Genomic DNA, 23,195 nt, shown 5'->3' with positions numbered 1-23,195 from the left:
CCGTGAATAGTGGCGTGCACCTAGGTCCCGTGTCATCGAACGATCACTTAGAACCGTTCCAGTCCATAGAGTTTCGTTCCGCTTTTCGTATAGACGGTGGCGTGATCGGCGGTGTCGAATCGTACGAGATAGGTCGCCGAGTTGGGTCCTTGTGTGACGGCGAGACGGTAGCGGCCATCTGAATCCATTTTCGACGACAATGAGCACGACATCGGTCCGCCGATATCGAGCGGCTTGCCGGTACTGCTGTCGTAGAAGAAGCCCTTGCAGACACCGGTATCACCGACGACCTTCAAGTTGGTGCCATCGGACGGTGTCCACTGACCCACCAGTGACGGCGGCGTGGGCTCGGCACCCGCGGCACAGGCGCCCAAAACGCTTGTCGCGCTGGACGCCGCGAGCAGGATGAATCCCGCGCCCAACATTCTGCTCCGGTGTGCAGCGACTTTCATCAGTTCGAACTCCTCGGCAGGTCGGCGTTGCGGATGATGCGTCATCACAGCCTGCCAACGAATGCCGGGAAGCGCAGTCCGCCGAACGGTGGACAGCGCCTGGCGAATTCGGCGTGATCTGTGACGCCGACAGTCACAGATCACGCCGAAATCTAAAGCGGGTGGGCCAGTTCGTCGGCCCGCATCCGCGCCACGGCCCACGCGATGGCCGTCAGGATGGCCGGGAGGACCCCGGACACCACGAAAATCCACTGCATCGGAACGATTTTCGACAGCGGTCCGGCGATGGCGAATGACACCGGCATGAACACCAGCGAGACGAAGAAGTCGAGGCTCGAGACCCGGCCCAGCATCTCGGTGGGGACCCGCAGTTGCAGCAGCGTCCCCCAGATCACCATGCTGGCGCCCTCGCCGATTCCGACGAGGATTGTTGCGGCCAGCATGACGGGGAATGACCAGGTGCTGCCGACCACGACCAAGGGTAGTGCACCCAGGCCCCAGATCGCCATCATCGCGGTCAGATAGCGCCGCGGCATGCGGGCCGACGAAACTGCCAGCGCGCCAACGGCGCTGCCGATTCCGAAGCCGGCAATGATGAATCCGTATGCGCGGGGACCGTCTTCGAAGCGTTGTTGGGCGATGAACGGCATCAGCACCTCGATGGGTCCCAGCACCACCAGCACGTAGACACTCGCGACCAGGAGCGTCCACAACAGCCACGGCGTGCGTGTCATGAACGTGAAACCCTCACGCAGATCATGCAGTACGTGCTTGTGCTCGGCCGGTTTCTCATCCGCCGGGACCGCAGTGGGCCGGGTCGCCACCAGCAGCACCAGTCCCACACCGAACAGCACCGCGACGGTGGTCGCACCGACACTCGGGAACGTCAGCCCGACGAGGACACCGGCCGCGGCCGGGCCGATGGCCTGCTGCAGCACGGGACGCACGACGCCCTCGATGCCGTTGGCTGCCAACAGTTGTTCGGCCGGCAGGATACGGGGGAGCAGTGCACTGTAGGCCGGGAAGAAGAAGGCCACGGCGATGCCGAGGCACGTCGCCGCGACCGCCATGTGCCAAAGGCGCAGTGTCCCAGTCGAACTGAGGGCAGCAATGGTCGACACCGCGACCAGGTTGATGACCTCGACGGTGATGATGATGTTGCGCCGGTTGAGCCTGTCGGCCGCGATACCACCGACGAGGACGAAAGCCACCAGGCCGACGCCTGCGCACGTCGCGACGAGGGACAGCGCAGCCGGATCATTGTCCAGCGCGATGACCTGCAGCGCGGCCACGACCGTCCACATGCCCTCGGCGAAGATGGACAGTGAGACGGCCGCGATGAGCAGCCGGTATTCGCGGAAACGTAAGGGCGCGAACACCCGCCAGCGGTCAGTGGTCCGCGGTTCGGGCGTCTCGACGTCGAACTGGGAACTCACCAGTCCATGGTCCCGCGCCCGTCAAGCGATTTCCGGGCGTACGTCGGTATGAGTCACTGCCACGAATGTGCAACCAGATCACCGGATCCGCGAAATCGAGGCCCTGGTTGCACACTCGCGAACCCGTCGAAACGCATGATCCCGCGACTGTGCAATCAGAGCGCGTCAACCGCGGATCTGGTGATCTGTTTGCACGCTCGTGGTGTGGACCCGTTCGCTACACGTCCGAGTAGACGGGAGTCCGCCGCTGCTGGAAGGACGCCACGCCCTCGCGGAAGTCGGCGGCGTGCAAAAGCTGGATCTGCCCGGCGGTTTCACGGGCGAACGTGTTGTTCAGCTCGGTCAGGGTGGCGTCGTTGATGGCCTGCTTGGTCTTGCGCAGGGCCACGGCCGGGCCGGACTTGAGCGTCGCCAGCACGCGGTCGACCTCGGCGTCGAGTTCATCGGCGGCGTGGACGGAACTCACCAGGCCGGCGGCGAGAGCCTCGGACGCCGGCAGCTTCTCGGCCAACAGGGCCATCCGCATCGCCCGGGCCCGGCCGATCGAGGCGGCGACCAGAGCCGAGGCGCCGCCGTCGGGCATCAGACCGATCTTGGTGAACGCCAACAGGAACGACGACTTCTCCGACGCCAGGACGATGTCGCACCCGAGGGCCAGCGACACCCCGACGCCGGCGGCGACGCCGTGCACCACCGCGACCGCGGGCTTGGGCAGGCTCACCAGCGCCGCGACGGCGCGGTTGGCGGCGTTCAACACGGCGGCGGCATCGAATTGCTTGGCGTCCTGGTCTTCGGCACTCAGGCCCGCGCCGGAGCAGAAGCCCCGGCCCGCGCCGCCCAGCCGGACCACCTTGACCTCGGGATCGGTCGCGGCCTGGAGCACCGCGTCGCCGAGAAGCTCGAGCATTCCCAGCGACAGCGAGTTCAGCGTGTCCGGCCGGTTGAGCGTCACGGACAACACGCCGTCATCCAGTGAGACGGTCAGATCGTCGGATCCGGTGTAAGTCATTCAGTACCCCAGTTTCATGGGCGGGCCAGATGCCCGCACTAGACAGACTTCGTTATACAAGTAAGCTATGTCGCGGTCAATAGAACTGGGCTCTAACCGATCGACCAAGAGGTGCATTTAGATGGCTGGACCACTGCAGGGACTGCGCGTTGTCGAGTTGGCCGGCATCGGCCCCGGGCCGCACGCGGCGATGATCCTGGGTGACCTGGGCGCCGACGTGGTGCGCGTGGAACGCCCGAGCAAGTCCGGTAAGCCCAGCGGCGACTCGATGCTGCGCAACCGCCGGTCCGTCACCGCCGACCTGAAGAGCGACGAAGGCCGCGAGCTGGTCCTGAGCCTGATCAAGAAGGCCGACGTTCTCATCGAAGGCTTCCGCCCCGGTGTCACCGAGCGGCTGGGCCTGGGCCCCGAGGACTGTGCCGCGGTCAACGAGCGCCTGATCTACGGCCGCATGACGGGCTGGGGCCAGACGGGCCCGCGCGCCCTGCAGGCCGGCCATGACATCAACTACATCTCGCTCAACGGCCTGCTGCATGCCGTCGGCCGCAAGGGCGAACGTCCGGTGCCGCCGCTGAACCTGGCCGGCGACTTCGGTGGCGGGTCGATGTTCCTGCTGGTCGGCATCCTGTCGGCGCTGTTCGAGCGGCAGACCTCCGGCAAGGGCCAGGTGGTAGACGCCGCGATGGTCGACGGCTCCAGCGTGCTCATGCAGATGATGTGGGGCTTCCGCCGGCAGGGCATGTGGAGCGACGAGCGCGGCACCAACATGCTCGACACCGGCGCGCCGTACTACGACACCTACGAGACCGCCGACGGCAAGTACATGGCCGTCGGCTCCATCGAACCGCAGTTCTACGCCGAGCTGCTGGCCAAGCTGGAACTCGACCCGGCGGCCCTGCCCGGCCAGAACGACGTCGCCCGCTGGCCCGAGCTGCGCGAGATCTTCACCGCTGCCTTCAAGGCGCAGACCCGGGACCACTGGACCAAGGTGTTCACCGGCTCGGACGCGTGCGTCAGCCCCGTCCTGAGCTTCGCCGAGGTCGAGACCGAGCCGCACATCGCCGAGCGCGACACCTTCTTCCGGTTCTCGCCCGAAGACGGCGGCAACCTCGAGCCGATGCCCGCGCCGCGGTTCTCCCGCAGCGTGCCGGGCGTTCCGACGCCGCCTCGTGTGCCCGGTTCCGACACCGAGTCGGTCCTGCGCGACTGGGCCTGAGCGCCCCACTGATTTCCGTAACAAGAAGGGAATTGCATCAATGCAGATCAAAGATTCCGTGGCTGTCGTGACGGGTGGCGCGTCAGGCCTGGGCCTGGCGACCACCAAGCGTCTGCTCGACGCCGGCGGCAGCGTCGTCGTCATCGACCTCAAGGGTGAGGACGTCGTCGCCGAGTTGGGCCCGCGCGCCAAGTTCGTCGCCACCGACGTCACCGACGAGGCCGGCGTCAACGCGGCGCTGGACGCAGCCGAGGAGATGGGCCCGCTGCGCATCAACGTCAACTGCGCCGGCATCGGCAACGCCATCAAGACCCTGAGCAAGAACGGCGCGTTCCCGCTCGACGGCTTCCGCAAGGTGGTCGAGGTCAACCTGATCGGCACCTTCAACGTCATCCGTCTGTCGGCCGAGCGCATGGCCAAGACCGAGGCGGTCGGCGAGGAGCGCGGCGTCATCATCAACACCGCGTCGGTGGCGGCGTTCGACGGCCAGATCGGTCAGGCTGCGTACTCGGCGTCCAAGGGTGGCGTCGTCGGCATGACGCTGCCGATCGCCCGCGACCTCTCTCGTGAGCTGATCCGCGTCTGCACCATCGCCCCCGGCCTGTTCAAGACCCCGCTGCTGGGCTCGCTGCCGGAAGAGGCGCAGAAGTCCCTCGGCCAGCAGGTCCCGCACCCGGCTCGCCTGGGTGACCCGGACGAGTACGGCTTCCTGGCGCAGCACATCATCGAGAACCCGATGCTCAACGGCGAGGTCATCCGCCTCGACGGCGCGATCCGCATGGCCCCGCGGTAATCAAGGAGAAGCGATGAGCATCAAGACGAAATTCACCGAGGCCTTCGGTGTCGAGCACCCGATCGCCCAGGGCGGTATGCAGTGGGTCGGTCGCGCGGAACTGGTTGCCGCCGTGGCCAATGCGGGCGGTCTGGGTTTCATCACCGCACTGACGCAGCCGACGCCCGCGGATCTGGCCAACGAGATCGCCAAGACCCGCGACCTGACGGACAAGCCGTTCGGGGTGAACCTGACGATCCTGCCGTCGATCAACCCGCCGCCGTACGACGAGTACCGCCAGGTGATCGTCGATGCCGGCATCAAGATCGTCGAGACGGCCGGCTCCAACCCCGGCCCGCACCTGCCGATGTTCCACGACAACGGCATCAAGGTGCTGCACAAGTGCACCTCGGTGCGCCACGCGGTCAAGGCTCAGAGCCTGGGTGTCGACGGCATCAGCATCGACGGCTTCGAGTGCGCCGGCCACCCCGGTGAGGACGACGTGCCCGGCCTGGTGCTGATCCCGGCCGCGGCCAAGGAGATCGAGATCCCGATGATCGCCTCGGGCGGTTTCGGAGACGCGCGCGGCCTGGTGGCCGCCCTGGCGCTCGGTGCGGACGGCATCAACATGGGCACGCGCTTCATGTGCACCGTCGAGTCGTGCATCCACCAGAACGTCAAGGAAGCCATCGTGGCCGGCGACGAGCGGGGCACCGAGCTGATCTTCCGCAGTCTGCACAACACCGCACGGGTGGCGTCCAACGTCGTCTCGCGTGAGGTCGTCGAGATCCTTAAGAATGGTGGCCAGTTCGAGGACGTCAAGGATCTCGTGGCCGGAGTGCGTGGCCGCAAGGTGTTCGACAACGGCGACATCGACGCCGGCATCTGGACCGTGGGCACCGTCATGGGCCTGATCCACGACATCCCGACGTGCGATGAGCTGATCAGCCGCATCGTCGGCGAGGCCGAGGAGATCATCACCGGCCGCCTGGCCCGGATGCTCGGCGCGGGCGAAGCCGAGCTGGCGTCCGTCTAGTTCGACCGAAGTGCGCTGAGGGCTGTGACTTGGGGGAGTCACAGCCCTCAGTGCATTCGGCAGCCGGTAGCCGGGTAGCTTTTGGCCGTAAGCGACCCGGCCCGCGTTAAGGACTTTGATATGCAGCGCAGCTTGTTCGAGGTAGATCACGACGACTTCCGCGCCTCGGTGCGCGAATTCGTCTCTCGCCATATCGAGCCGAATGAAGACAAATTCATCGAGCAGCGCTACATCGACCGTGAGGTGTGGCTGGAAGCCGGCCGCAATGGGTATCTGGGGCTCGAGGTGCCCGAAGAGTACGGCGGCAGCGCCGCGGGGGACTACCGCTTCAATACCGTTCTGTGTGAAGAGCTTTCGCGTTCCAGCGCCGCCGCCGCGTCGGCGTTCACCATCCACTACGACTGTGCCGCACCATATCTGGTCACGCTGACCACCGAGGAACAGAAGCGGCGGTGGCTACCGAAGTTCTGCACCGGCGAGATGATCACCGCCATCGGGATGACCGAACCGTCCGGTGGATCGGATCTGGCCGCGTTGAAGACCACCGCGGTCAAGGATGGTTCCAGCTACGTCATCAACGGTTCAAAGACGTTCATCACCAACGGGACCCAGGCCGACATGGTGATCGTCGCCTCGAGAACCGCGCCGGAAAAGGGTTCCAAGGGCATCACTCTGTTCGCTGTCGAAACGGGCATGCCGGGGTTCACGCGCGGGCGCAAGCTGGACAAGGTCGGCCAGCCCGAAGCGGACACCGCGGAGCTGTTCTTCGAAGACGTCCGGGTCGACGAGTCGGCGGTCATCGGTGAGGTCGATCGGGGCTTCATCCACATGATGACGCTGCTGCCCCAGGAGCGGATCAGCGTCGCGGTGGCCAACCTCGCCCACGTCCGGCGGATTCTGGAGGACACCGTCGAGTACGCCAAGGAGCGCAAGGCGTTCGGCCAGGCCATCGGCTCCCTGCAGTGGAACAAATTCCTTCTCGCTGACATGGTCACCAAACTCGATGTGGCGCAGGCCTATGTCGACAACTGCGTGGTGGCGCACCTGAGCGGTGAGTTGACCGCCGTCGACGCGGCGAAGGCCAAGTACTGGAGTTCGGTGGTGCAGAACGAAATCCTGGACAACTGCGTCCAGATCCACGGTGGCTACGGCTTCATGAACGAGTACCGGGTCGCCCGGGCCTGGAAGGACGCCCGCGTCACCAAAATCTGGGCGGGCTCGAACGAGATCATGCGTGAGGTCATCGGTCGCGACCTGGGGCTGTAGGTGTCTGCCGCGTCAGTGGGACCTGAGCCCAGACACACAAAAAGCCACCGACCGTGACGGTCGGTGGCTTTGACGCTGGTGATCACCCCAGCGAGTCCCTGCGTGCACGCGATTTCAGTGCACGGGCGTCGCGCCTCGGCGCGGCGTCAGACTCGCGGGTGAACCCGCGGAATCAGACAGCCTCGGCGAGGTCGGGGAACTGCTCGGACGTGTCACCCTCGATCAGGACGTCCCCGTGGTACAGGGCATCGAAATCTACTTTGATGACATCTGCGTTGGTGTCGTCGATCCACATGTCTATGAGGCTATGGGTCGCTATTAAGAAATCATTGAGTCACGATTCGGAAAACGTTGGCAATTCTTACCGCTGGGTAGGTTGGCCTACTCCGACCCCTAAGTGACCCGTGGGTAGCTCACATTCCGCAAGGTCGCAGGTGATCTTGATGTGCTGACAGGGCTCCTGATCGCGCGTTGGTTCACTGGCCAGTAGCAAACATGATGACGGTCACTTCGGTAACGGCTGGTCGGCGGCGTGAACCAGACGTCAATATATCTCGTGACCAGGGTGAGTGAGCATTGACAAGCCTGAGTTATCGGCGATAACTTAGCGGTGTTAGCAGAAGGGGACTGCATGCTGAACCGCATCGCGTTGCTGGCCATCGCCGCGCCGAAGAGAATCCTGGCGGTGGCGGGGCTGGTCCTGATCGCCGCGGCGATCTTCGGCGTCCCGGTCGTCAAGACCCTGCCCGCGGGCGGTTTCCAAGACCCGAAGTCCGAGTCGTCGCAAGCGAGCCGGCTGCTGGCCACCAAGTTCCATCAGGGCGACATGCCGATGCTGGTTACCCTCACCGCGCCTGACGGGGTGCACGGGCCGGCTGCCTCGGCGGCCGCCCGCGACATCGTCGACCATTTGAAGGCCTCGCCCCACGTCGCCTATGTGTCGTCGGCCTGGACCGTGCCACCGGCCGTGGCCGGAGAACTCATCAGCAAGGACGGCAAGTCCGGGCTGATCGTGGCCGGCATGAACGGCGGCGAGAACAATGCGCAGAGATACGCCCAGGAACTCGCCGACCAGGTCGTCCACGACCGGCCCGGCGTCACCGTCAAGGCCGGTGGCGGGGCGATCATCTACTCGCAGATCAACACCCAGACCGAACACGACCTGCTGCTGATGGAGTCCATCGCGGTGCCGCTCAGCTTCCTGGTGCTGGTGTGGGTGTTCGGGGGACTGGTCGCCGCGGCGCTGCCGATCCTGGTCGGCGGATTGGCGATGACCGGCACGCTCGCGGTGCTGCGCACCATCACGTTCTTCACCGACGTGTCGGTGTTCGCGCTGAACGTGGCGACGGCCCTCGGGCTGGCCCTAGCCATCGACTACACATTGCTGATCATCAGCCGCTACCGCGACGAGGTGGCCGAGGGACAGCCCCGGGACCGGGCGCTGATCCGCACCATGGTCACCGCCGGCCGCACCGTGTTGTTCTCCGCGATCACCGTCGGGCTCTCGATGGCCGCGATGCTGATCTTCCCGATGTACTTCCTCACGTCCATCGCCTACGCCGGCATCGCGACGGTCGCGTTCGCCGCCGCGGCCGCGGTGATCGTCACCCCGGCCGCCATCTGGCTGCTCGGCGACCGGCTCGACGCCCTCAGCCTGCCGCGTCTGTTCCGGCGCGACACCACGCCCAAACCTGTGCAGGAGTTGTTCTGGTACCGCGCCGCCAAGGCGGTGATGCGCCGCTCGGTGTCGGCCGGTCTGGCCGTCGTCGCGCTGCTGCTGGTGCTGGGTGCGCCGTTCCTCGGCGCGAAATGGGGATTCCCTGACGAGCGGGTGCTGCCGACCACGGCGTCGGCACACCAACTGGGGGACCAGCTGCGCAATGACTTCGCCAACAACTCCGCCACCGACATCACGGCCGTCATTCCCGACGCCGTCGGGCTGAGCCCGACAGCCTTCGATACGTACGCCGCCGACCTCTCACGCGTCACTGCCGTCACCGAAGTGACTTCTCCCACCGGCACTTTCGCCGGCGGCCGGAAAGTGGGGCCGGCTGGTCCCGGCGCGGCGATCGTCGACGGCAGCGCCTTCCTGACGATCGGCAGCAGCGCGCCGCTGTTCTCGGACGCGTCTCAGGCGCAGCTCGATGCGGTGCACGCCGTTCGGGGACCGGACGGGCGACTCGTGCAGTTGGCGGGTGTCGCGCAGATAAGTCACGACAGCGTGCAGGCCGTCACCGACCGGCTGCCATGGGTGCTGGCCGTCATCGCCGTCATCACGCTCGGGCTGCTGTTCCTGCTCACCGGCAGCGTGGTCCTGCCGGTGAAAGCCGTTGTGCTCAACGTTCTTTCGCTTACTGCGGCATTCGGCGCGCTGGTCTGGATTTTCCAGGACGGTCACCTCGGCGCGCTCGGCACCACCGCGACCGGGACGTTGGCGTCCAACATGCCGGTGCTGTTGTTCTGTATCGCGTTCGGTTTGTCGATGGACTACGAGGTGTTCCTGGTCGCCCGCATCCGTGAGTTCTGGCTCGTGGAACAGGACAACGACGAGAGCGTCGCTCTCGGCCTGGCCCACACCGGCCGGGTGATCACCGCGGCGGCTCTGGTGATGTCGATTTCGTTCGGCGCGCTGATCGCTGCCGAGGTGTCGTTCATGCGGATGTTCGGGCTCGGCCTGACCATTGCCGTCCTGGTCGATGCCACCCTGGTGCGGACGGTGCTGGTACCGGCCTTCATGCACCTCATGGGGCGGTGGAACTGGTGGGCGCCGGCGCCGCTGGCCCGGCTGCACAAGCGCATCGGCATCAATGAATCGGTGCCCGAGCCGTCGGCATGCGGCGCACGATGACGGCGGCCAGACGGCGTCGTTCCCCCCGCGGGGCCGGCGACCAGCTCCGTGACGAAATCCTCGACGTGGCAACAGAATTACTGCTGGAGACGGGTAGCGCCAAGGAGGTGTCCATCCGGTCGGTCTCACAGCAGGTGGGCGTGACGCCGCCATCGATCTACCTGCATTTCGCCGACAAGGACGCCTTGCTGGACGCGGTGTGCGGCCGGTACTTCGAGCGACTGGACGACGTGATGCAGCAGGTGGCTGCCGAGCAACCGACGACCATCGACCGGCTACGCGCGCAAGGGCTGGCGTACGTCCGCTTCGCCCGCCAGAACCCCGAGCTCTACCGGATCGCCATGATGTCCGAGGGCCATCCGGACAGCGACGTGGACCAGGCCCTGAACACCGCGGCGTTCGTGCACATGCGGGATTCGGTACAGGCCCTGATGGACGAGGGCGGCTATCCGGCCGGCGACGTGACAGTGACGGCGCTCGGGTTGTGGACGGTCGCGCATGGTCTGGCGGCGTTGTTCATCTCGCGGCCGTATCTGCCGTTCGGCGATGTCGAGGAGTTCGCGGACCGGGTGCTCAGCGCCGCGTGCCTCGGTGGCATGGTGAGAGGACTGGGCGGACCGGATGTGGCCCCGCAACAGCTGGTCGAGCGATTGAAAGGTTCCTGACGATGACCGACACTTCGGTGGACAACCCGTTCTTCGCTCGCATGTGGATCGCGATGTCGTCGCGCGAGCGCAAGTTCATGACCAGGCTGCGGCAGGAGAATCTGGCCGGGCTCCGCGGCCGGGTGCTGGAGATCGGTGCCGGAACCGGAACCAACTTCGCGTTCTATCCGGACACCGTGACCGAGGTGGTGGCCGTCGAGCCGGAGGTCCGGCTGGCGCCGCTGGCCCGGAAGGCGGCACTGACCGCGCCGGTGCCGGTGACGGTCCGCACCGAGACCGTCGAGAACTTCGACGGCGCCGATCTTTTCGACGCCGTGGTGTGCTCCCTGGTGCTGTGCTCGGTCGACCAGCCGGAAAGTGTGCTGCGGCAGGTGTATTCACGGCTCGAGCCCGGTGGTGAGCTGCGCTACTTCGAGCACGTCGCCAGCGGCGGGGTGCGGGGCCGGGTGCAGCGCTTCCTGGATTCGACGTTCTGGCCCAAGATTTCCGGCAACTGTCACGCACACCGGGAAACCGAGCAGAGCATCGTCGGTGCGGGTTTCGAGGTTTCGGATGCCCGGCGCGTGCTGATGCTGCCGGGCTGGGTGCCGCTGGCCGAGGTGGCGCTGGGCCGCGCCGTCAGGCCTGCTTGATCGTCGGCAGCAGTTCGGGCAACCGCTGCAACAGCGTCGGCAGCGCGGTGGCCGCGGTTTCGCGCAGGGATACCGTGGCCTGATCCGAGAACGGGGTCGGCTTCGGGTTCACCTCGATGACCGGAATGCCCTGCTGCACCGCGGCTTCCGGCAATGACGCCGCCGGGTACACCACCGACGACGTACCGACGGTGATGACCAGGTCGGCCGCGCTGACCGCGGCGACGGAGTTGTTCCACGCGTCGGAGGGCAGGTTCTCGCCGAACCAGACCACATTGGGCCGCACCAAGCCGCCGCAGTAGCACTCCGGCGGTTCGATGGCGATCTCGGGCTCCGGCATCGGCGGCAACGTACCTTCGAATTCGGCTTTGCAACTGTCGCAGTGGAAGTGGAACAGGCTGCCGTGCAGATGATGGACCCGTGTGCTGCCGGCCCGCTCATGCAGGTTGTCGATGTTCTGGGTGACGATGTCGACCTCGGTGTAGTCCTGCCACGCGGCGACCGCGCGGTGCCCGTCATTCGGGGATACATTGCCCATCATGTGATGGCGCCACAGATACCAGGCGAACACTCGCTCGGGGTGGCGGCGCCAGGCGTCCGAGCTGGAAATTTCGTAGGGGTCGGTGTTGGCCCACAGGCCGGTCTCGGCATCCCGGAAGGTCGGCACGCCACTGTCGGCGGACATTCCCGCACCGCTGAACACCGTCACCCGCATTGGACCACGTTATCGGGTTCTGGGTGATCTGGGCCACCTCGTCATCGGTCATACTCGGCTGGTGACCGATTTCGGTGAGTGGGTGCGCCTCGATCCGCACGCGGGGCCGTTGTTCGACCAGTTGCGGCTGCAGATCATCGAAGCCATTCGTGCTGGGCGTCTGTCCGCCGGCACCCGACTGCCCACCGTGCGCGAGCTGGCCGGCACGCTGGGAATGGCGGCCAACACCGTCGCCCGCGCCTACCGTGAACTCGAGACCGCCGGGGTCCTCGAAACCCGCGGGAGATCAGGAACTTTCGTCGCGGCTGCGGATCCGGCTGCCGCAGCGATGGTGGACGCGGCCAATGCGTTCGCCGACACCGCCCGGGCGTTGGGCGTGCTGAAAGCCGACGCGCTGCGGTATCTGGACGCGGCGTTCGAGTAGGGCGGGGGCGGTCTTCGCGAGTGTGCGTGTGGAGTGCCGATTTCGCGGATCCGACGAGCTGTGTGCACGCTCGCGCGTCAGGTCCAGATTGCTGCTGGGCTTCCCATGGGTGCGCAGGACGGGGATTGAACCCGCGGCATCCGTCTTATAAGGACGGCGCTCTGACCAACTGAGCTACCTGCGCATGCGCGCCCCTGGAGAGATTCGAACTCCCAGCCATCTGCGTCGAAAGCAGGTGCTCTTCCGTTGAGCTACAGGGGCATTTGGCGGAGGCGGCGGGAGTCGAACCCACAACCGCTGGACAGCGGCCACGGCTTAGCAAGCCGCTGCATTACCGTTCTGCCACGCCTCCGTGGTTGTCCGGGATGGGCATGAACCACCTGCCTCCGCCGTATCAGAGCGGCGCTCTCACCAGATGAGCTACCGGACATTGGGTTAGTGCCGCGGATTGCAGTCAGTGGGTGACTGCAATCCGCGGCGTTGTCGACGTTGGGGTGTGCGACGGGACTCGAACCCGCAAAGCCTGCGGATCACAACCTGGGGCCTCGACCGCTTCGGCATCGCACACAGCGGAAGACAGAGGAGTCGAACCCCAGGGCTTTCACCCCGCGCCCGTTTTCGAAACGGGATGTGCCACCACGGCGCGCTGTCTTCCTGAAGCTGACCCGCCAGGATTCGAACCTGAACCGGCTGAACCAAAATCAGCAGTGCTACCGGTTACACCACGGGTCATCGGTGCGTGCGGAGGGATTCGAACCCCCTGTGCCTGAAGGCCTCTGGTTTACAGCCAGGTGCGACACTCCCGCGTCGCCGCGCACGCGTTGCTACCCCGGCAGGAGTCGAACCTGCAACCTACTCCGTAACAGGGAGCTGCTCTGCCAGTTGAGCTACGGGGCAACATGTTTCGTCGTGGCGGGGCGAGAGGTGATGGACCTCCCGCCCCGCCCGACGGGTTTCAAACCAACTCGGGGACCCGGTAGCGATCCCGATCGCGGGGTTCGTAGGGCTCCCAGAGCAACCGCATCCCGGCTTCCTCCGGCGTGCGGTCACTCTTGCGACCGTTGCACGGCGCGCACGCCGCAATGAGGTTCAGCCAGGAGTCTTGCCCGCCTCGCGACACCGGCTCGATGTGATCCACCGTGTCGCCATGGCCACCGCAATAGCCGCAGGTGTAGCCGTCGCGAGCCAGGACGCCGTCACGCGTGACCCGGTTGTGCGGCCGGTACGGCACGTGGACGTACTGATGTAGCGCGACGGATGCGGGCAGCTCGATCACGGTCGAGGGGCTGTGTATGTGCACGGCCGGGCTGTGGCGTTCGATCACATGGACCGAACCCCGCAGCAGCAGCCGAACCGCCTCCTGCCAGGTCACGTGGGTCAGCACGCGGTAGTCGGCGTTGTACACCGCCACGGCCCGGTGACTGGCCTTGCGTTGTCGGAAATGCCTCATGCCGCGTGCCTCCTTTCTGATTGATCTTGCGGGCAAGTGGTTGGCGCGGATGGCAGGACTCGAACCTGCAACCTGCGGCTTTGGAGACCGATGCCCTACCGATTGAGCCACATCCGCATCGAACCGGTGACGAGACTCGAACTCGCCCTTTCAGTTTGGAAGACTGACGTGCAAACCAGTTACACCGCACCGGCGGGAAAAGCAACGTACGCCGTGAGGGTTTCGATCCCCCGTCTCCAGATTAAGAGTCTGGTGCTATCCCAACTCAGCTAACGGCGCATGTGGGTCGCCCGGGGCTCGAACCCGGAATTCATGGGTAAAAGCCAAGAGTGATAGGCGATTTCACCAGCGGCCCGTTGTGCCCCGCGAGGGAGTCGAACCCCCAACACCTGGAACCTAAATCCAGTGCCTCTTCCAGTTGGGCCAGCGGGGCATGCGTGCGCTCGGCAGGACTTGAACCTGCACGCCGGGGCTACCGGCACCCGGGTTTGAGCCGGGCGCGTCTACCGAGATTTCGCCACGAGCGCGAATGCCAACACTATTGAGTTCTCAAAGTTCTTGCAGAGCAAGCTGATTCGGCCTGCGCTGGCTGTCCGGATCGATCCGGGTAGCTCAATGATGCGCACCGAAGGCCGGTGCTGTCCAGTGGGTATTTTCCTGTATTCAATTCCCGTGCAACGCAATTGGGCACACAGAACTACGGGGACGTCAGGCGACGTTCCTGCCAGGGAAAACTGCGAGATTGTGGAATTTGTGAGAGTTGTCTTCTGGCCCGAGCTTGCGGCCGCCGCGCACGCCGGCATGCGCGGCGGAAGTACGGCGGTACGACGCGAAGCGCATGGGCTGCCAGAAAACGCTGCTCTGCTCACTCGATTCGTGCCGGGCTATGGAGCCGGCGGTGTCTGCGTACGACAAAGCCGCCGTCGGTGTCGAAGACACCTCGGCGAGCTGGTCGTCGTACCGGAAAGTCACGAATCAACGGTAGCAGCGTCGCGTGGCATTGCCGAGTGGATATTTCCGGCGCTGAAACCTCAACCGCGCCAGTGCAACACGTCGAGTGCGACGCCTACCTCGACGCTGTTGTCGGCCAACGGGCGGGGCAGCAATTCGTCAGCGCGGGCAAGCCTGCGCAACAAGGTGTTGCGGTGGGTGAACAGTCTGCCGGCGGCCCGGGACACATTGCATTGCTCGCGGACGAACATTCGCACCGCCGAATGCAATTCGGGGCTCGCTGATTCGAGGTCACCCAGCACCCGCTTGACGAACACCGCGGCGCGATCGGCGTTGGTGGTCAGTAGCGAAACCATCTCGATGTCGGTGAACTCGGCGACCTGCTGCGGCGAGTGCAACCGCGCCATCATGTGTTGCGTGGTGAGGGCATCGAAGTGGCTGCGCCGGAACCCGTCGACCCCGGCTCCCGTCGACCCGATCGCGACCCGCACCTCGCGTCCGGCGGCATGTGTCAGTGTGTCGACATCGACAGGGCCGGGTGCCCACACCCATCGGGTGGCGGAACTGGCCAGCACGCTGAGTGGTCGGCCACCCGCGGCTTGTCCGAAAGCCTCGGCGGCACGGTCCAATTGAGACAGGTCGCTGCCCGGATCGTCGGTCCAGATGACGGCCGCGGTGTGGCTGCCGCCGAGTCCGTAAGCCAGACGGCTTTCCGCGCGCTGGCGGGGGATGGGAGCGCCTTCCAGGAGCAGTGCGACCGTCGCGCGCCGCTCGGCGTGGCTGCCGCGGGTGAGCTCGTCGCGCTCGAGTTCGATCTGGGTGGCGATGGCCGCCAGGGTGGCCTCGATGAAGTCGCTGATCGACTGTGAACAGACGTCGAGCATCGCGTGTAGGTCGGCGGGATCGGAGGTCATTTCGAAGGCGATATCCATCAGGCGTCGCCATGCCACGCCTTCGCCGACTCGGTAGGCATCCAAGGTGTACGAGTCGACGCCGCGCCGGACCATTTCCCGGGCGACGCTCATCGGCTCGGCGCCCGCGTTGGGCGGAACCGGCGCGCCGGGCTCGCGCACGTTGGCCGCACCCCAGAACAACAAGTTCGAGCGGTTGCTCCGGCTGACGGCCGCCGCCAGCTCAGGATCGGAGGCGATGGCCGGATTGGCGCCCAGAACTGCCCGGTCGAGTTCCTCGAGCCATTCCGCGGGGGCGTTGACGACCACCTGCGCGCACTGCCGAATCAGGTCGCGTACCTGCGGTGACGGCCCTGTTGTGCCCATCCTGCCAGGCTAGCGGACTGGTGCATAGTGCACCAGTGATCGGGAAATCTAAGATGTTTTGACCTTCAGTCGGCGACCGGCAGGCGCCAACATTGTTGCCACGCCCACCACCGCCAACAGGGAGTCTGCAATGGAGCACACCGCCAACACCACCCAGGTCGACGTCCTGATCGTCGGCGCCGGAATCTCCGGCATCGGTGCCGCCTACTACCTGCAGCAGGAACATCCCGGCCGGTCGTACGCGATCCTGGAATCCCGCGGCGCGACCGGCGGAACCTGGGATCTGTTCCGGTACCCCGGCATTCGCTCCGACTCCGACCTGCACACCTTCGGTTACGAGTTCAAGCCGTGGCGCGACGAGGATGCCATCGCCTCCGCCGACAAAATCCTCGCGTATCTGCGAGAGACGGTCCGCGAGAACAACATCGACCGCAACATCCGGTTCCACCACAAGGTGCTGGGTGCCGCGTGGGACAGCGGCACCGCGCGGTGGCTCGTCGACGTCGAGCGCACCGACACCGACGAACTGGTGCAAATCTCCGCCAACTGGCTCTTCTGTGCCGGCGGCTACTACCGCTACGACCAGGGCTTCACCCCGCAGTTTCCGGGCCGCGACCGCTTCGCCGGCCAGGTCGTGCACCCGCAGCACTGGCCCGAGAACCTCGACTACACCGGCAAGAAGGTCGTCATCATCGGCAGCGGGGCGACCGCGGTGACGCTGGTGCCGTCGATGGCGGCCAAGGCCGCGCACGTCACCATGCTGCAGCGGTCGCCGACGTACATCCTTCCGGTGCCGTCCAAAGACGCGTTCGCCAACGTGGCCGGTCGCGTGCTCGGCGCCGACCGCGGCTACGCGCTGGCCCGGCGCAAGAACGTCATCCGGCAGCGCGCGGTCTACACCTTCTGCCAGAAGTACCCGGCCGTCGCTCGGCGGTTGATCCGCTGGACCAACGCCCGCGAGCTGCCCGCGGGCTATCCCGTCGACACCCACTTCAGCCCCGACTACAAGCCGTGGGACCAGCGCCTGTGCACGGTGCCCGACGCCGACCTGTTCAAGGCGATCGGCAGCGGCAAGGCCACAGTGGTCACCGACCGCATCGCGACCTTCACCGAGACCGGCATCGAACTGGAGTCCGGGCAGCACCTGGATGCCGACATCATCGTCACCGCAACAGGTTTGAACGTCCAGCTGTTCGGCGGGATGACGCTGACCGTCGATGGTCAGGCGGTGAACCTCTCGGAAACCGTCGCCTACAAGGGCATCATGCTCTCGGGCGTGCCGAACTTCGCCTTCGCGTTCGGCTACACCAACTCGTCGTGGACACTCAAGGTCGGCCTGCTGTGCGAGCACTTCTGCCGACTGCTGAGCCACATGGACGAACGCGGATTCGACAGCGTTCGGCCGGAGTTCGACGATGCGGGCATGGCGACCAAGCCCCTGCTGGACTTCGCGGCGGGATACGTGCAGCGCGTGGCGGACACGCTGCCGCGGCAGGGCGCGCAAGGACCCTGGGTGATGTCGATGAACTACAACTTCGACCGGGAGGTGCTGCGGCACGGCGCGGTGGCAGACCCGAACTTGCGGTTCGCCGCCGCCCGTCGCGCAGAAGTCCAGGAGTTCGCGCCGGTTTCTTGATCTGCTCTCAGGGCGGCCGTTTACGCTGGCGTGAATGGAGAGCTTCTCGCCAGCTGTGCCGCCCGAGATTCCTGGTGTCCCTTCAGCTGTCGGCGTCGAGTTGCCGTCCGGGCCAGTGCCCGGACGGCCTTATTCGTTGCCGCTGGACTTGCTCACCGAGCAGTACGGCCCAATGTTCTACGCGGACCTCGGGCCGGGCCGCCGCCTCTATGCGTGCTCGCTGGCACTGGTCGACGAACTGTGCGATGAGAGCCGGTTCAGCAAAGCGCTGACGGGCCGGTTGGCCAGGTTCCGTCCGGTGGTCGGCAACGGGCTCTTCACCGCGTACCCCGGCGAGGAGGGCTGGCAGGAAGCGCACGACGTCCTGATTCCCGGCTTCAGCTTCAGCGGGCTGCGCAGCTATCACCCCGCGATGCTCGACATCAACCGGCAACTGATCGCGCAGTGGGATGCCGCCGTGGGGACTCGAACGGTGGATGTGGCCGGTGATCTGGCGAAGCTGGCCATGGACACCGTCGGCCTGGCTGGGTTCGGGGCCCGGTTCGATTCCTACCAGCACGACGGACTTGCCGATATCCCAGCGAGTTTCGCGGCCACCCTGAACCAGGTGCTGCTCGGAGCCAACGCCGACCAGACGGTCTTCGAGACCGAGCGCGGGAAGTTGTTCAGCTTCATCGTGGACCTGATCGCTCAGCACCGTGCGGGCGACGTGGACCTCGACGATCTCCTGGCCCTGATGCTGCAGCCCGGTCCCGACGGCAACCCGATCCTGGACGACGACAGCATCCGGAACCAGATCGCCACCTTCCTGGTCGCCGGCCAGGACACGACGTCGATACTGATGCCGACGGCGCTGTACAGCATCGTCAAGAACCCGGCAGTGCTGCACCGGGCGCAGGCCGAGGCGGACGCGGTGTTCGGCCCCGACGACGACCACGTGCCGGCATTCGACGAGATCGGCAAGCTCACCTACATCCGCCAGATCATCGATGAGGCGCTAAGGCTGTCCCCGCCGGTGCGGGAGTTCGATCGAATGGCCCTGGCGGACACCGTCATCGGCGGCCAGTACCCGGTGCGGCGGGGTGAAGCCGTGACGGTACTGACGTCGTCGCTGCACCGGCAACCGGAGTGGGGCGACAACGTCGAGATCTTCGATCCGGACCGGTTCGGCGCCGACCGGGCCGCACAGCGACCGGTCAACCTGTTCAAGCCGTTCGGCACCGGAGCGCGGTCCTGCATCGGCCGGCAGTTCGCGCTCCACGAAGCAACCATGGCGATCGCGACCCTGGTGCACCGCTACCGGTTCGTCGACGTCGAGCACTACACGTTGCGTACCCACAGTGACGTGCTGCGCAAGCCGGAGGGCTTCTACGTCGAACTCATTCGCCGCACCCCGGAGGAGCGCAGGCAGGTTGACGCGGCCGTCGCGGCCGCCCCGGTGACGCAGTCCCGCGCGGCGGTCCCGGCCGGTACGAAACTGCTTGTGCTGCATGGGTCGAACCTCGGCAACTGTCGGTCGCTGGCACAGCAGCTGGGGGATGAAGCCGTCGACCTCGGCTACGAAACGACCGTCGCCGCACTGGATTCCGTGACCGGCGCACTGCCGGAGGATGGCGCGGTGGTGGTCGTCGCGGCGTCGTACAACGGCATGCCGACCGACGATGCCCGCGCCTTTGTGGAATGGCTGGACGGATCGGACGCCACGGCGCCGGCGGTGCCATACGCAGTTCTCGGTGTCGGCGACCGCAACTGGGCCGAGACGTACATGGCGATACCGCGGCGCATCGACGCCCGGCTCGCGGAACTCGGTGCCACGCAACTACTTCCGATGGCCGAAGCCGACACCTCGGGCGACTTCGCCGGTGTGGTCGAGGATTTCTCGGTGGCACTGTGGAATGCGCTCGGCGGTGTGTTCGGCGCCATCGTCGCGGATGAACCCGTGGCCGACGAGCCACTCTATGACCTACGCGCCATCGACGGACCGGTCACCGCCGCGATCGACGCCCGCCATCACGTGCAACCGGCGACGGTGCTCGACAACATTCCGCTGGTGGACACCGGCTCCGAGTTCGGACAGGACAAGCGGTTGATCCGCATCGCGCTGCCCGACGGTGTCGACTATCAGACCGGCGACCACCTCACGGTGTTACCGGACAACAGCTCCGTCCTGGTGGACGAGGTCGGTGAATTGCTGGATTTGCGCCTCGATCGCCGCATCTCGATCAATCCGCGGCGCAGCACGCGGCGGGCCATCCCGATCGACCGGGAAGTCACTGTGCGCGAATTGCTTACGCACTTCCTGGAACTCCGCAAGCCGGCGAGCCGTAGCCAGCTGCTGCGGCTCGCCGCCGCGAACCCGTGCCCACCGGAACGTGCGGCGCTGACTGCGCTGGCCGACGATCCCGAGGCCCGTGCCCTGAGCATCACCGATTGTCTGGCGGAGTTCCCCGCCACCAAGCTGAGCCGCGAAGAGTTGCTGGAACTCTTCGAACCGATGTCCCCGCGCCATTATTCGATCGCCACGTCGTCCCGCCGCCGGGTCCGGGAAGTCGAGCTGGTGGTCGGGGTGTTGGAAGGCCCGGCCCGGTCAGGTTCCGGTGTGTTCCGTGGCGTCTCGTCCAGCTACCTCGCGGATGCTGTTCCGGGACAGCAGATTCGGATGCGGGTGGACCCGGCTCGGCAGGCCTTCCGCGCCGGCGCCGATCCGACCCGCAACGTCATCCTGGTCAGCGCCGGGACGGGCGTCGCTCCGTTCCGTGGATTCATCGGAGACCGGCTGGGCGCACTGGAGGCGGGGGAGCCGTTCACTGCCGCGCTGTGCTTCTTCGGTGTGCGTCATCCCGACGTGGACTACCTGTTCCGAGACGAGGCCGAGGACGCCGAACGTTTGGGCATTGTGCGGATGCGACCGGCGTTCTCCCGCGCCGGTGACGAGGTCAAGTACGTGCAGGACCGGATCGCCGCGGACGCCGACGAGGTCTGGGACATGCTCGGCAATCCGGACAACGACACCCACGTCTATGTGTGCGGCGACGGTGCCCGGATGGCGCCGGCCGTGCGGGCCGCGTTCCAGGACATCTATCGCAGCCGGACGGGCGCCGACGACGACGCCGCCCGCGCCTGGCTGGCCGAACTCGTCAGCACCGACCGCTACGTCGAGGACGTCTGGGCCGGCTGACGGGTCCCGCGGACGGCGGTGAGCCCCCGCATGCCGTGGTAGATCACCAGCGCCGCAACGGAACCGAGCGCGATGCCGGTGAAGGTCAGCGGGCCGGCCTGCCAGGTGAAGTCGGCGATACCGATGATCAGCGGGATGGCGGCGGTCATCTGGTTGATCGGCTGCGAGAAATCCACGTGGTTGGTCAGCCAGATCCGCACCCCGAGGATGCCGACCAGCCCGTAGAGCACGATCGTCGCCCCGCCCAGCACGCCGGGCGGAATGGCCGAGATGGCCGCACCGACCTTGGGACACAACGACAGTGCGACGGCCACGGCAGCGGCCACCCAGTACGCGGCGGTCGAATAGATGCGCGTCGCCGCCATCACCCCGATGTTCTCGGCGTAGGTGGTGGTGGCCGAGCCGCCGCCCGCACCGGCCAGCACGGTGGCCACTCCGTCGGCCGCCAGCGCCCGGCCCATCAGTGGGTCCAGGTCTTTACCGGTCATCTGGCCCACCGATTTCACGTGTCCGATGTTCTCGGCGATCAGCGCGATCACCGCCGGCAGGAACATCGGCAGGACGGCCAGGCTGAACGACGGGCCGTGAAACTCGGGCAGCCCGATCCACGGGGCGGCGGCGATGGCCGCGGTGTCGACATCGCCGAGCGCCAGCGCCAGCAGGTAGCCGATGACCACGGCCAGGAAGATGGCCAGCCGGCCGACGATGCCGCGGAAGAACGCCAGCGTCGCGACCAGGAGCACCAGTGTCACGAGCCCGACCACCGGCCCCTTCTCGAAGTTGTGCTTCGCCGCCGGGGCCAGGTTGAACCCGATCAGCGCGACGATCGCACCGGTGACCACCGGCGGCAGCGTCACATCGAGCCAGTGCGTGCCGACCAGATGCACCACGCCGCCGACCAGGATCAGTAGCAGGCCCACGGCGATCAAACCGCCCAGCGCGCTACCGGTTCCGTGCGCGGCGACCGCGGCGGTGACCGGCGCGATCACCGAGAAGCTCGACCCGAGATAGCTCGGCAGCCGGTTTCCGGTGATCAGCAGGAACGCGATGGTGCCGATGCCGGAGAACAACAGCGTGGTGGCCGGCGGGAAGCCGGTCAGCACCGGCACCAGGAACGTCGCGCCGAACATCGCCACCACATGCTGGGCGCCGATGCCGATGGTGCGCGGCCAGCTGAGGCGTTCGTCGGGGCCGACCACAGCGGCGTCCGGCCCGACCGGCGTCCAGGAGAGCGGAATCATCCGGTCATATTGCCGGATGGCGATCACGTTCGCTGGTCGTCGCCGAAACCGCATTCCAGCAGAGAAAGTCCGAGAAGGGGCCTGCTGGAATGCCGTTTCGGCGGAAGGTTAGCCGAATTCGAGCAGCGTCATCGCCGGGCGCACCGGGTCGAACAGCGAAAACCGTTGTGCCGTTCGCATGATGGCGTTGAGTACCCGACTGCGGGTTGCGGGGGACTCGACGTCGTGGACCTGGCGAATTCCCGGAATGGTGTCGACCAGTCGCGCGGCCTGGCTTGCCGACAGGGTGAACGGCATGGGAGGCACCCGGTAGCGCAAGGACGTCCGCATTCCGCGCCCGACCAGCCGGGCGAACAGCGCGGGCGGCGAATCGAACATCATGCGTCCGCCCGGAAACCGCTTGGCGCACTCGGCGATCAGTCCCAAGGACTCCTCGGGCTGCAGGTACATCAGCAGGCCTTCGGCCGTGATGAAGACGCCTTTGGTGGCGTCAACCTGGTCCATCCAGCTGTAGTCCAACGCCGACTGTGCACACACCGAAACCCGGTCCGCAGGGGGCAGCAGCTTGCTGCGGACCTCGATCATCGGCGGTAGATCAACTGTCAGCCAACGGCATCTGGTTCCGACATCGCTGGCCGAGATTCGATAGAACTGGTCTGCAGGCCCTCGGCCAGCGCCACCACGGTGGCCTCCGGGTGGTCCCGCAGATAGGCGAGGGTGGCGCGGTCGAACGCCAACGCGCGCATCGCCATGTCGGAGCGCCTCGAGTAGCCGAACTTGGCGAAATCGAAGTCGATGCGGTCCACCAGCTCGACCGCGACCGGATCTTCGATGATGCCGTCGGGTCGGCGCGCTTCGCTTGCCCGGACCTGCAGGGTCATCAGTGCGGTCTCCGATACGCCGGTCAGCGTGGAGCCGTCGATCTTCTGCGGTGAACTCATGGTTTCGAAGCTACCGAAGTTGGCACTCTCTCCGAGGAACCGCAGTTGCG

The 23,195-nt window shown here is 66.2% G+C and carries 19 protein-coding genes, 14 tRNA genes and 1 pseudogene; 10 read left to right on the top strand and 24 right to left on the bottom strand.

The features are described 5' to 3' along the window. Window positions 1–47: 47 nt before the first annotated feature. The 3 genes from G6N46_RS12715 to G6N46_RS12705 all read right to left on the bottom strand — a co-directional run bounded on the left by G6N46_RS12715 (window position 48) and on the right by G6N46_RS12705 (window position 2,897). Window positions 48–497 carry a hypothetical protein gene (locus tag G6N46_RS12715; protein WP_064858209.1) on the bottom strand — a complete coding sequence of 150 codons (450 nt, stop codon included), beginning with the start codon at window positions 495–497 and terminating at the stop codon, window positions 48–50. A gap of 107 nt (window positions 498–604) precedes the next feature. Next, the gene (gene tet(V), locus G6N46_RS12710; protein WP_064858208.1) at window positions 605–1,888 is read right to left on the bottom strand and encodes a tetracycline efflux MFS transporter Tet(V); all 1,284 of its coding nucleotides are present in this window, start codon (window positions 1,886–1,888) and stop codon (window positions 605–607) included. Between the two features lie 217 nt (window positions 1,889–2,105). Beyond that, window positions 2,106–2,897, bottom strand: coding sequence for an enoyl-CoA hydratase (locus tag G6N46_RS12705; RefSeq protein WP_138248199.1), 792 nt, complete (start codon window positions 2,895–2,897; stop codon window positions 2,106–2,108). A gap of 121 nt (window positions 2,898–3,018) precedes the next feature. On the opposite strand from G6N46_RS12705, the gene G6N46_RS12700 reads away from it, so the two are divergent. From G6N46_RS12700 to G6N46_RS12685, 4 genes are all read left to right on the top strand, one after another. Continuing rightward, entirely contained in the window at window positions 3,019–4,113 is a 1,095-nt protein-coding gene (locus G6N46_RS12700; protein WP_138248200.1) for a CaiB/BaiF CoA transferase family protein, read from the top strand. 40 nt (window positions 4,114–4,153) lie between these two features. Beyond that, a complete protein-coding gene (locus G6N46_RS12695) occupies window positions 4,154–4,906 on the top strand; it encodes a 3-hydroxyacyl-CoA dehydrogenase (protein ID WP_138248201.1) in 753 nt (250 codons plus the stop codon). Window positions 4,907–4,919: 13 nt separating this feature from the next. After that, complete coding sequence (locus tag G6N46_RS12690; protein WP_138248202.1) at window positions 4,920–5,921, top strand: NAD(P)H-dependent flavin oxidoreductase; 1,002 nt, start codon at window positions 4,920–4,922, stop codon at window positions 5,919–5,921. A gap of 120 nt (window positions 5,922–6,041) precedes the next feature. Further along, a complete protein-coding gene (locus tag G6N46_RS12685) occupies window positions 6,042–7,187 on the top strand; it encodes an acyl-CoA dehydrogenase family protein (RefSeq protein WP_138248203.1) in 1,146 nt (381 codons plus the stop codon). Window positions 7,188–7,359: 172 nt separating this feature from the next. On the opposite strand, the gene G6N46_RS28915 is transcribed toward G6N46_RS12685, so the two are convergent. Further along, window positions 7,360–7,482: a hypothetical protein gene (locus tag G6N46_RS28915; protein WP_020099274.1), complete on the bottom strand. Its 123-nt coding sequence runs from the start codon at window positions 7,480–7,482 to the stop codon at window positions 7,360–7,362. A 336-nt stretch (window positions 7,483–7,818) separates the two neighbouring features. Here G6N46_RS28915 and G6N46_RS12680 point away from each other — a divergent pair, with 336 nt between their 5' ends. The 3 genes from G6N46_RS12680 to G6N46_RS12670 are packed head-to-tail and all read left to right on the top strand — an operon-like array spanning window position 7,819 to window position 11,332. Continuing rightward, window positions 7,819–10,035, top strand: coding sequence for an MMPL family transporter (locus G6N46_RS12680; protein WP_138248204.1), 2,217 nt, complete (start codon window positions 7,819–7,821; stop codon window positions 10,033–10,035). Continuing rightward, window positions 10,020–10,700, top strand: coding sequence for a TetR/AcrR family transcriptional regulator (locus tag G6N46_RS12675; protein WP_138248205.1), 681 nt, complete (start codon window positions 10,020–10,022; stop codon window positions 10,698–10,700). The genes G6N46_RS12680 and G6N46_RS12675 overlap by 16 nt, the downstream gene beginning before the upstream one ends. A gap of 2 nt (window positions 10,701–10,702) precedes the next feature. Further along, window positions 10,703–11,332, top strand: a complete 630-nt coding sequence (locus tag G6N46_RS12670; protein ID WP_064859959.1) for a class I SAM-dependent methyltransferase — start codon at window positions 10,703–10,705, stop codon at window positions 11,330–11,332. Here G6N46_RS12670 and G6N46_RS12665 read toward each other — a convergent pair. Further along, window positions 11,319–12,047: an NAD-dependent deacylase gene (locus G6N46_RS12665; protein WP_064859958.1), complete on the bottom strand. Its 729-nt coding sequence runs from the start codon at window positions 12,045–12,047 to the stop codon at window positions 11,319–11,321. The genes G6N46_RS12670 and G6N46_RS12665 overlap by 14 nt on opposite strands. A 61-nt stretch (window positions 12,048–12,108) precedes the next feature. Here G6N46_RS12665 and G6N46_RS12660 point away from each other — a divergent pair, with 61 nt between their 5' ends. Then, window positions 12,109–12,471 carry an Rv1152 family transcriptional regulator gene (locus G6N46_RS12660; protein WP_138248206.1) on the top strand — a complete coding sequence of 121 codons (363 nt, stop codon included), beginning with the start codon at window positions 12,109–12,111 and terminating at the stop codon, window positions 12,469–12,471. 110 nt (window positions 12,472–12,581) lie between these two features. Here G6N46_RS12660 and G6N46_RS12655 read toward each other — a convergent pair. The 17 genes from G6N46_RS12655 to G6N46_RS12575 all read right to left on the bottom strand — a co-directional run bounded on the left by G6N46_RS12655 (window position 12,582) and on the right by G6N46_RS12575 (window position 16,149). Further along, window positions 12,582–12,655: transfer RNA gene (locus tag G6N46_RS12655), tRNA-Ile, on the bottom strand. A gap of 5 nt (window positions 12,656–12,660) precedes the next feature. After that, a tRNA-Arg gene (locus G6N46_RS12650) sits at window positions 12,661–12,732 on the bottom strand. A 3-nt stretch (window positions 12,733–12,735) separates the two neighbouring features. Beyond that, window positions 12,736–12,823: transfer RNA gene (locus G6N46_RS12645), tRNA-Ser, on the bottom strand. Between the two features lies 1 nt (window position 12,824). Continuing rightward, window positions 12,825–12,901 (bottom strand) — tRNA-Ile (locus G6N46_RS12640). Between the two features lie 60 nt (window positions 12,902–12,961). Continuing rightward, window positions 12,962–13,039: transfer RNA gene (locus G6N46_RS12635), tRNA-His, on the bottom strand. Window positions 13,040–13,131: 92 nt separating this feature from the next. Further along, window positions 13,132–13,203, bottom strand: a tRNA-Gln gene (locus G6N46_RS12630). 4 nt (window positions 13,204–13,207) lie between these two features. After that, window positions 13,208–13,291 (bottom strand) — tRNA-Tyr (locus G6N46_RS12625). Window positions 13,292–13,295: 4 nt separating this feature from the next. Continuing rightward, window positions 13,296–13,368, bottom strand: a tRNA-Asn gene (locus G6N46_RS12620). A 58-nt stretch (window positions 13,369–13,426) separates the two neighbouring features. Then, window positions 13,427–13,921, bottom strand: coding sequence for an HNH endonuclease (locus tag G6N46_RS12615; RefSeq protein ID WP_138248207.1), 495 nt, complete (start codon window positions 13,919–13,921; stop codon window positions 13,427–13,429). Window positions 13,922–13,962: 41 nt separating this feature from the next. Continuing rightward, a tRNA-Trp gene (locus tag G6N46_RS12610) sits at window positions 13,963–14,038 on the bottom strand. A gap of 4 nt (window positions 14,039–14,042) precedes the next feature. Then, window positions 14,043–14,115: transfer RNA gene (locus tag G6N46_RS12605), tRNA-Gly, on the bottom strand. A 13-nt stretch (window positions 14,116–14,128) separates the two neighbouring features. Beyond that, window positions 14,129–14,200: transfer RNA gene (locus G6N46_RS12600), tRNA-Lys, on the bottom strand. Window positions 14,201–14,203: 3 nt separating this feature from the next. Further along, window positions 14,204–14,276: transfer RNA gene (locus tag G6N46_RS12595), tRNA-Lys, on the bottom strand. Between the two features lie 4 nt (window positions 14,277–14,280). Beyond that, window positions 14,281–14,354 (bottom strand) — tRNA-Leu (locus G6N46_RS12590). A 5-nt stretch (window positions 14,355–14,359) separates the two neighbouring features. Continuing rightward, window positions 14,360–14,448: transfer RNA gene (locus tag G6N46_RS12585), tRNA-Leu, on the bottom strand. Between the two features lie 181 nt (window positions 14,449–14,629). After that, a complete protein-coding gene (locus G6N46_RS12580) occupies window positions 14,630–14,893 on the bottom strand; it encodes a hypothetical protein (RefSeq protein WP_138248208.1) in 264 nt (87 codons plus the stop codon). Between the two features lie 59 nt (window positions 14,894–14,952). After that, window positions 14,953–16,149 carry a PucR family transcriptional regulator gene (locus tag G6N46_RS12575; RefSeq protein WP_138248209.1) on the bottom strand — a complete coding sequence of 399 codons (1,197 nt, stop codon included), beginning with the start codon at window positions 16,147–16,149 and terminating at the stop codon, window positions 14,953–14,955. A 130-nt stretch (window positions 16,150–16,279) separates the two neighbouring features. On the opposite strand from G6N46_RS12575, the gene G6N46_RS12570 reads away from it, so the two are divergent. Both G6N46_RS12570 and G6N46_RS12565 read left to right on the top strand, forming a co-directional pair. Beyond that, entirely contained in the window at window positions 16,280–17,785 is a 1,506-nt protein-coding gene (locus G6N46_RS12570; protein WP_138248210.1) for a flavin-containing monooxygenase, read from the top strand. A 34-nt stretch (window positions 17,786–17,819) separates the two neighbouring features. Next, window positions 17,820–20,963 carry a bifunctional cytochrome P450/NADPH--P450 reductase gene (locus G6N46_RS12565; protein ID WP_138248211.1) on the top strand — a complete coding sequence of 1,048 codons (3,144 nt, stop codon included), beginning with the start codon at window positions 17,820–17,822 and terminating at the stop codon, window positions 20,961–20,963. Here G6N46_RS12565 and G6N46_RS12560 read toward each other — a convergent pair. Both G6N46_RS12560 and G6N46_RS12555 read right to left on the bottom strand, forming a co-directional pair. After that, window positions 20,936–22,204, bottom strand: a complete 1,269-nt coding sequence (locus G6N46_RS12560) for a uracil-xanthine permease family protein (RefSeq protein ID WP_138248212.1) — start codon at window positions 22,202–22,204, stop codon at window positions 20,936–20,938. The two genes, G6N46_RS12565 and G6N46_RS12560, sit on opposite strands and share 28 nt — an antisense overlap. Window positions 22,205–22,312: 108 nt before the next feature. Then, a pseudogene (locus G6N46_RS12555) lies at window positions 22,313–23,145 on the bottom strand (class I SAM-dependent methyltransferase). Window positions 23,146–23,195 lie beyond the last annotated feature (50 nt).

This window comes from Mycolicibacterium phocaicum (genome assembly GCF_010731115.1).
GTDB classification, from domain to species: Bacteria; Actinomycetota; Actinomycetes; order Mycobacteriales; family Mycobacteriaceae; genus Mycobacterium; species Mycobacterium phocaicum.
Note: the sequence above shows the minus strand (reverse complement) of the source record. Positions and strands in the feature narration are given on the sequence as shown.

What these genes read in the sequence shown, in the direction of transcription:
- G6N46_RS12715 (WP_064858209.1), bottom strand. Translation starts at nt 497, where the DNA reads ATGACGCATCATCCGCAACGCCGACCTGCCGAGGAGTTCGAACTGATG.
- G6N46_RS12705 (WP_138248199.1), bottom strand. Translation starts at nt 2,897, where the DNA reads ATGACTTACACCGGATCCGACGATCTGACCGTCTCACTGGATGACGGC.
- G6N46_RS12700 (WP_138248200.1), top strand. Translation starts at nt 3,019, where the DNA reads ATGGCTGGACCACTGCAGGGACTGCGCGTTGTCGAGTTGGCCGGCATC.
- G6N46_RS12695 (WP_138248201.1), top strand. Translation starts at nt 4,154, where the DNA reads ATGCAGATCAAAGATTCCGTGGCTGTCGTGACGGGTGGCGCGTCAGGC.
- G6N46_RS12690 (WP_138248202.1), top strand. Translation starts at nt 4,920, where the DNA reads ATGAGCATCAAGACGAAATTCACCGAGGCCTTCGGTGTCGAGCACCCG.
- G6N46_RS12685 (WP_138248203.1), top strand. Translation starts at nt 6,042, where the DNA reads ATGCAGCGCAGCTTGTTCGAGGTAGATCACGACGACTTCCGCGCCTCG.
- G6N46_RS28915 (WP_020099274.1), bottom strand. Translation starts at nt 7,482, where the DNA reads ATGTGGATCGACGACACCAACGCAGATGTCATCAAAGTAGATTTCGAT.
- G6N46_RS12680 (WP_138248204.1), top strand. Translation starts at nt 7,819, where the DNA reads ATGCTGAACCGCATCGCGTTGCTGGCCATCGCCGCGCCGAAGAGAATC.
- G6N46_RS12675 (WP_138248205.1), top strand. Translation starts at nt 10,020, where the DNA reads ATGCGGCGCACGATGACGGCGGCCAGACGGCGTCGTTCCCCCCGCGGG.
- G6N46_RS12670 (WP_064859959.1), top strand. Translation starts at nt 10,703, where the DNA reads ATGACCGACACTTCGGTGGACAACCCGTTCTTCGCTCGCATGTGGATC.
- G6N46_RS12665 (WP_064859958.1), bottom strand. Translation starts at nt 12,047, where the DNA reads ATGCGGGTGACGGTGTTCAGCGGTGCGGGAATGTCCGCCGACAGTGGC.
- G6N46_RS12615 (WP_138248207.1), bottom strand. Translation starts at nt 13,921, where the DNA reads ATGAGGCATTTCCGACAACGCAAGGCCAGTCACCGGGCCGTGGCGGTG.
- G6N46_RS12575 (WP_138248209.1), bottom strand. Translation starts at nt 16,149, where the DNA reads ATGGGCACAACAGGGCCGTCACCGCAGGTACGCGACCTGATTCGGCAG.
- G6N46_RS12570 (WP_138248210.1), top strand. Translation starts at nt 16,280, where the DNA reads ATGGAGCACACCGCCAACACCACCCAGGTCGACGTCCTGATCGTCGGC.
- G6N46_RS12565 (WP_138248211.1), top strand. Translation starts at nt 17,820, where the DNA reads ATGGAGAGCTTCTCGCCAGCTGTGCCGCCCGAGATTCCTGGTGTCCCT.
- G6N46_RS12560 (WP_138248212.1), bottom strand. Translation starts at nt 22,204, where the DNA reads ATGATTCCGCTCTCCTGGACGCCGGTCGGGCCGGACGCCGCTGTGGTC.